Here is a 6986-nt window from a genome sequence, read left to right as displayed (position 1 = left end):
CCGGGAGGGTGGGCACGGTGCCGGCACCGGGGGCCTCGATCACGGCGGACTCGGCGGAGTGGCGGCCGGGGTGCATGACCGCGAGCAGCGCGTCCAGGCCGTCGGTGAGGTCGACGACCGTGCCGGGCTCCCCGATCAGCTCCGACAGCGGGCTGGGGAGGGTGTCCAGGTCGAGGGTCACCGCGCTCCACCGCACGGAGCGTTCGAGCTGCTGGCCACCGTCCTCGACGTAGCCGAGGTCGTCGGTGAGGGTGCCCAGGTGCAGCTTGGCGTCGGCGACGGTGGCCACCACGTCCTGCGGGCTCATCCGGGACAGGAAGGTGTGCAGCTCGGCGGTGAGCTGGAACCGGGCCTGGTAGTCCAGGTGCGGGTACCCCTGCTCGACGGCCTGGGAGACCTCGAGGCGGCTGGCGTGCGCCGGGATGCGGGGCAGGTGCGAGGCGGGCAGGGCGATGCGGTTCTGCGCGACCCACTGGCCCGCCTGTCCCACCCCGCCGCGGCCGGGCCGGACCAGCCAGGCCCGCCGCGAGTGGTCGTCGCGGTGCCGCTGCCACTGGTTGGCCACGGCGCCCCGGTACCAGTCGACCGGCTGGCCGAGCTGCGCGCTGAGGACCTCGGAGATGCGGTGGAGGTCCTGGTCGATGTCCAGCTCGTCGATCCCCGACGGTCCGCCGATGAGGTCGGCAAAGGCGTCGCGGATCCGGGTCTTGTGCTCGTGCTTGACGATCGGCTGGAAGTACCCGGGCCACGCCAGGTACTGGAGGCTGTAGCGGATGGCCCGCCAGTCGCCGGGCGTCGAGCGGGCGGCGCGCTGGAACTCCCACGGGTCCGTCAGCGCAGCGTCGCGTTCGGTCGCGTCCAGGTCGGCCCAGTGGATGACGAATGAGCACAGCCAGCGCAGGTGCTCCCGCATCTGGACGTTGAACCCGAGCCCGCCGGTGAGCGGGCCCTTCTCGCCGAGAGCCTCGTCCAGGTCGGCGGGGATCTCGGGCGGGTTCTCCATCCAGGACAGGACGTCGCGGATCCGCCCCCGCTTGAGGCGGGAGGTGACCGTGGACAGCGGCAACTGCTGGACGTACAGGAGCTCCGCGGCCAGCAGGAGCACCGGCCGCGGGGCCCCCTCCAGCTGGTCGTGCAGCGCCTGCATGACGGGGGAGCGGGTGGAGTCGCCGGACTGTTCCTCGGCGTCGGCGTCCAGCCGCCGGACCAGCTCCTCCGCGACCTCAGGGGTCCACGTGTAGAGGTCCTCCTCGAACGGCGACTGGCCGGTGCGCAGCGCCGGTCCCAGAACCCGCTCGGCCGCCGCCTCGATCGTCGGGGCCGGGCCTAAGGGCCTGTCCTGGGAACCGTGTGACACGTGGAACTCCTGCTGCGCGGGCGTGGGATCGGGCTGGTCGATCCGGGCCCGACATTCGTCAAGAACCTACCACCGGAACCCGGATGAGCCCGGTCAGCTCTGGTACGGCTCCGCGGTCACGATGGTCACGGAGACCGTCTTGCCGTTGGGGGCGGTGTACTCGCGGGTCTCGCCGATCTTGGCACCGAGGATGGCCTTGCCGAGCGGGGACTCGGGGGAGTAGATCTCCAGGTCGTCCTTGCCGGATCCCTCGCCGCGGGTGCCCACGAGGAACGTCTCCTTGGTGTCCTCGTCGCCGTTGTAGTACGCGCGGACGACCGACCCGACCAGCGCGACGCCGGTCTCGGTGGGCGTCTCGCCGACCTGGGCGGTGGCCAGGAGATCGTCGAGCTGGCGGATGCGGGCCTCTTCCTGGCCCTGCTGCTCGCGCGCGGCGTGGTACCCGGCGTTCTCCTTGAGATCGCCCTCCTCGCGCCGCTCGTTGATCTCCGCGGCGATCACCGGGCGGTTGGCGATCAGCGCCTCCTTCTCGGCCGTGAGGCGGTCGAAGGAGTCCTGGGTGAGCCAGTAGACCTGGGTGTCGTTCGCCATGAGCGCACTCCAATCTGTTCGTGTGCGTGGTGCTGTAACGAAAACACGGCTCCGCAGTGGGAGCCGTGCTGATGGGACGATGCTAACACAGCACTGACCTGCGTCGCGTCCGGAGAGGGGCCGTCACCTGCGCAGGTACTCGGGGACGTCGTCGCCGCAGCCGTACACGTCCCCGGTGAATCCGCGCGAGAAGGTGGCGACGGAGGTCTCGACCTGGACGGTGCCGGACTCGGACGGCGGGACGTACACCTCGCGCCGGCCGACCTCGCCCTTGGTCTGGTCCTGGGCGCGGACGATGCAGTAGACGGGCGTGGCCGGGTCGTCGCGGGTGACGTTCACGACGAGGTCGGTCCGCCCGTCGTCGACGACCGTCACGCCGAACAGTTCGCCGGTGATGTCCGGGGTGGCGTTGAGGCGGTACATGGTCACCACGCCGGCCACCAGGAGCGCGCCGACGAGAACCACGAGGAACCCGGCCATGACCTTGCCCGTCAGTGCCGACCCGGTCTCGGCGTCGTCGTAGCGCCCGGCCGGTGGGGTCACGGGGACCTGCGGCGTGGCGTCCGACCTCGACTCACTCATGCACCCAGGGTATCGGGGCCCTCCCGCGGACCGGCCCGGGGGCACCGCCGGGCCGGAGGTCCATAGAATGGGGCGGACATCCAGAAACGAGCTCTTGAGGAACGGTAGGTGCGACGATGGCCGGTCTCCGGCTGATGGCGGTGCACGCCCACCCCGACGACGAGGCGTCCAAGGGGTCCGCGACCATGGCCAGATACGTCGCGCAGGGGGTGAACGTGCTGGTGGAGACGTGCACCGGCGGCGAACGGGGGAGCATCCTCAACCCGGCCATGGACCGCCCCGACGTCACCGCCGACCTGCCCCGCGTGCGGCGCCGCGAGATGGCGCGCGCGGCGGACATCCTGGGCGTCCACCACCACTGGCTGGGCTACGTGGACTCGGGGTTGCCCGAGGGGGATCCGCTGCCCCCGTTGCCTCCCGGGTGCTTCGCCCTTGCCGACGACGACGAGGTCACCGCCGCCCTGGTCGCCAGGATCCGCGAGTTCCGCCCGCACGTGATCATCACGTACGACGAGAACGGCGGGTATCCCCACCCGGATCACCTGAAGGTGCATTCGGCGTCGATGGCCGCCTACGACGCGGCCGCCGATCCGACCCGGTATCCGGACGCCGGCGAGCCGTGGGCGGTGGCCAAGGTCTACTACACGCACGGGTTCCCCAAGAGCCGACTGCAGCGGCTCGACGACGAGTTGTTCGCCCGCGACGGGGTCCGCCACTTCGAGGAGTTCCTCTCCCGGTGGGGAGACCGCCCGGACATCATGGAGCGGGTCACCACGCGGGTGGAGTGCGCGGACTACTTCGAGCAGCGCAACTCGGCGCTGTTGGCCCACGCCACCCAGATCGACCCCAACGGCTGGTTCTTCGCGGCCCCGGTGGAGATGCAGCAGCGGGTGTGGCCGACCGAGGAGTTCGAGCTCGCGGCCAGCCGGGTGGGCTTCCCTCAGCCGGCTGAGGGAGAATACGAGTCAGACCTGTTCGAGGGAGTCGACCCGTACGTCGCGCTCCCCGTCGGACCGAGCACGAGTGAGGACCCGAGATGATCACCCTGGGACCGGACGTCCAGATCCTCGCGTACCAGTCGGTGATGGTGGTGGCGCAGAACCAGTCGCCGGGGACTCCCGGGTACAACGACGGTCCGATGGGCCCGGAGTTCGGCAAGGCCTCGCCGATCGGCATCCCCGTGGTGTTGCTGCTGCTCATCGCCACCGTGCTGCTCATCCGCAACATGAACAAGCACATCAAGAACCTCCCCGAGAGCTTCGACGCCGAGCATCCCGAGCCGGACCAGTTGGCGGACGAGGGCACAGACAGGTCCGGCGTGGAGCGCACTCCGGGCGCCGATCACTCCTGACCTCGCTGGCGACCCCAGACGCACACGGGCCGTCCTCGGCCGATCAGCGACCCAGGAGGTCGCCCATCGGGACGAAGTCGCCGAACTCGTCGTCGTCGGTCCTGCGCCCCCGCCCCTCGTCCGCCCGGGTGGGCGCCACCGCGCCTCCGGTCACCCCGGCGAAGCGGAGCATGTAGTCGGCGAGTTCCGTGCCCACGCGGCCGGTGCGTGTCGCCAGCGAGTCCTCGTCTGCCGAGGTGGTGACGGAGCCGAAGTCCTCTGACGCGGCGAAGACGGTCGTCGGCACGACGTCGGCCTTGAGGTAGGCGAACATCGGGCGGAGCGCGTAGTCGATCGCCAGCGAGTGCCGGGCGGTCCCGCCGGTCGCGCCCAGCGCCACCGGGACGCCGGCGATCGCGCCGGGCTCGATCACGTCGAACAACGCCTTGAACAGGCCCGAGTAGGACTGGTTGTACGTCGGCGTCACCGCGATCAGCCCGTCCGCCCGGGAGATCTCGTCCATCGCCGCGGCCAGCCTCTCCCCGGGGAAGCGGGTGATGGTGGCGTCGACCACCTCGTGTGCGAGCTCTCGGGCCTCGAGGACGGTCACGTGGACGTCGTGTCCGTGGCGGGCGAGGGCGTGGCGGGTGGCGGACGTGAGCCGGTCGGCCAGCATCCGGGTGCTGGACGGCACCGAGGTTCCGGCGGAGACGACGACGAGGTTGAGCGGCCGCCCCGCCGCGTTCGCGTTCTGCGGGGTGCTCACTTGGACCCCTTCCCGGCCGGCGCCTCGGCCAGGCGGGCCTGGTCGCGGCGGGCGCGCGCGAGCGACTGCTCCTGGGCGCGCTGACCGCCCTCGGCGGTCAGGCCCGTCCAGTTGTCACCGGTGCCGAAGCGATAGGCGTCCGAGTAGGCGGGGTCGCCGGCGGTGGCCAGGGCGGCGTCGCGGGCGGCGACCCGCGCGGCGTGGGTCGGGCCGTCCGGGACGTGTGCCGGGCGCAGCGCGTCTAGCTCGCGCCGCAGGACCGGCACGATCTCGGTGCCCAGGATCTCGATCTGCTCCAGGACCGTCTTGCGCGGCAGGCCGGCGTGGTCGATGAGGAACAGCTGGCGCTGGTAGTCGCCCACGTGCTCGCGCATGGTCATGTAGCGGTCGATCACCTGCTCCGGCGATCCCACCGTCAGCGGGGTCTGGGCGGTGAAGTCCTCCATCGAGGGACCGTTGCCGTAGACCGGGGCGTTGTCGAAGTAGGGACGGAACTCGTCGACCGCGTCCTGGCTGTTCTTCCGCGCGAAGAACTGGCCGCCCAGGCCGACGATCGCCTGGTCGGCGGCGCCGTGACCGTAGTGCTCGTAGCGGCGCCGGTACAGCTCCACCATCTGCTTGGTGTGGCTGATCGGCCAGAAGATGTTGTTGTGGAAGAAGCCGTCGCCGTAGAAGGCGGCCTGCTCGGCGATCTGCGGCGACCGGATCGAGCCGTGCCACACGAAGGGGGCGATGCCGTCGAGCGGTCGCGGGGTGGAGGTGAACTGCTGGAGGGCCGTCCGGAACTTGCCCTCCCAGTCCACCACGTCCTCGTGCCACAGCCGGTGCAGGAGCTCGTAGTTCTCGATCGCGATGGGCAGGCCCTGCCGGATGTCCTGGCCGAACCACGGGTACACCGGGCCGGTGTTGCCGCGGCCCATCGTGAGGTCCACCCGGCCACCGGCGAGGTGCTGGAGCATGGCGTAGTCCTCGGCGATCTTCACCGGGTCGTTGGTGGTGATGAGCGTCGTGGCGGTGGACAGGATGATGTCCGAGGTCCGGCCCGCGATGTAGCCGAGCGTCGTGGTGGGAGACGACGTGACGAAGGGCGGGTTGTGATGCTCGCCCAGCGCGAAGACGTCGAGTCCCACCTGCTCGGCCTGCACCGCGTACTCCACCACGGCGTCGAGCCGCTCGTGCTCGGTGGCTACGGCCCCGGTCAGGGGATCCGGGGTGATGTCGGCGATGGAGAAGATTCCGAACTGCATGATGGCGAGCCTTTCGTCGGTGATGCCGCTTATCCTAACTTGCTGACATGTCAAACAAAAGTCCCCGCGGGAGTATTCCTGCTCCGTGGGACGGTCCATTCCTCTGCGCACAACCGCGTCGGGTGTGAGGATTCGTCGTTGACACAAGGGGGTCGAGAGACTGAGTGGATCGTCCGGCGGTGGGCCCGACACGGGCAAGTCCGTCTGTATGCAGAGACACCCGGCGGAACGGACCTCGGCTATCTCGATCTGGTGTCAGGTCGCTTCCACTCGGATGACATGTCCAACCTCCCATTGCTGCGCAAGGCGATCGGGGATCACCTGGAGGCGCAGGAACGTCGTCAGTGCGGACAATCACCGCAGGTGGGGCCGGTGCCGCTGCCTGTGCCGCCGCCGCCGTCCTCACCTGGCCCCTCGGCTCCTCCGTCAATGGGGAGCGGCCGCGACCTCTCCGGGGTACGTGCCGGTGCGGCCGCTCGCGAGCGTGCACTCGCCGAGCGCCAGGCACAGGGCACGCTCCGCCACATTTTCGCCCGGGTGGGCGGGGCAAAGACCGCCGAGCGAGCGTGGCGCATCGGCGCGGACGGCGAAGAGGCCGTCGCCCGGGAGCTGGCCAGGCTGGGTCCTCGGTGGAGGATCCTGCACGCGGTGCAGGTGGGTGAGCGAGGCGCCGACATCGACCACGTGGTGATCGGGCCTGGGGGAGTCTTCACCGTGAACTCCAAGCATCATCCGACAGCGTCGATCTGGGTGGGTGGGGACACGTTCATGGTCAACGGCACCCGCGTCCCGTACGTCCGCAAAGCCCGGCACGAGGCGAGGCGTGCATCGAGACTGCTCACCGAGCACGTCGGCTTCCCGGTCCACGCCAGTGGCCTGATCGCGGTCGTGGGGGCCCGCGGGGGATTCACCGTCAAGAGTCAGCCCGCCGACGGTGCGGTCGCGGTGGTTCCCCGCCGTGGCATCACACGGTTCCTCGAGTCGCAGCCGCAGCGACTGGACATCCGGGAGATCGATGCCGTCCATGAAGTCGCCCGGCGTTCGGGCACCTGGCGGCGGTGAGGCCTCCGAGAGGGGGCACCAGGCCGTCTGCGGTTAGCGTCTGCGTGTGCG

At 70.3% G+C, this 6986-nt stretch carries 7 protein-coding genes and 1 pseudogene; 3 read left to right on the top strand and 5 right to left on the bottom strand.

Translation table 11 applies throughout. The annotated features are described in order from the left end of the window. The 3 genes and pseudogenes from B4M60_RS09115 to B4M60_RS09105 all read right to left on the bottom strand — a co-directional run. Positions 1-1357, bottom strand: a pseudogene (locus B4M60_RS09115) (restriction endonuclease); the annotation flags it as partial. A gap of 93 nt (positions 1358-1450) precedes the next feature. Beyond that, positions 1451-1948 (bottom strand): transcription elongation factor GreA, encoded by a 498-nt coding sequence (gene greA, locus B4M60_RS09110; protein ID WP_291082562.1) that lies wholly within the window; start codon positions 1946-1948, stop codon positions 1451-1453. A 123-nt stretch (positions 1949-2071) separates the two neighbouring features. Further along, positions 2072-2530: a DUF4307 domain-containing protein gene (locus B4M60_RS09105; RefSeq protein WP_291082559.1), complete on the bottom strand. Its 459-nt coding sequence runs from the start codon at positions 2528-2530 to the stop codon at positions 2072-2074. A gap of 116 nt (positions 2531-2646) precedes the next feature. On the opposite strand from B4M60_RS09105, the gene mca reads away from it, so the two are divergent. Beyond that, complete coding sequence (mca, locus tag B4M60_RS09100; protein WP_291082556.1) at positions 2647-3570, top strand: mycothiol conjugate amidase Mca; 924 nt, start codon at positions 2647-2649, stop codon at positions 3568-3570. Beyond that, complete coding sequence (locus B4M60_RS09095; protein WP_414646772.1) at positions 3567-3881, top strand: hypothetical protein; 315 nt, start codon at positions 3567-3569, stop codon at positions 3879-3881. The genes mca and B4M60_RS09095 overlap by 4 nt, the downstream gene beginning before the upstream one ends. A 43-nt stretch (positions 3882-3924) precedes the next feature. On the opposite strand, the gene B4M60_RS09090 is transcribed toward B4M60_RS09095, so the two are convergent. Next, the gene (locus tag B4M60_RS09090; protein ID WP_291082552.1) at positions 3925-4626 is read right to left on the bottom strand and encodes a CE1759 family FMN reductase; all 702 of its coding nucleotides are present in this window, start codon (positions 4624-4626) and stop codon (positions 3925-3927) included. Continuing rightward, positions 4623-5873: an LLM class flavin-dependent oxidoreductase gene (locus B4M60_RS09085; protein ID WP_291082549.1), complete on the bottom strand. Its 1251-nt coding sequence runs from the start codon at positions 5871-5873 to the stop codon at positions 4623-4625. Before B4M60_RS09085 ends, B4M60_RS09090 begins: the two co-directional genes overlap by 4 nt. A 429-nt stretch (positions 5874-6302) precedes the next feature. Between B4M60_RS09085 and B4M60_RS09080 the strand changes: the two genes are divergently transcribed. Then, positions 6303-6935 carry a nuclease-related domain-containing protein gene (locus B4M60_RS09080; RefSeq protein ID WP_291082546.1) on the top strand — a complete coding sequence of 211 codons (633 nt, stop codon included), beginning with the start codon at positions 6303-6305 and terminating at the stop codon, positions 6933-6935. Positions 6936-6986: the final 51 nt, after the last annotated feature.

Origin of the sequence: Dietzia sp. UBA5065, assembly GCA_002415925.1 — a bacterium.
GTDB lineage: Bacteria > Actinomycetota > Actinomycetes > Mycobacteriales > Mycobacteriaceae > Dietzia.
This window is presented reverse-complemented; position numbering and strand designations above follow the sequence as displayed.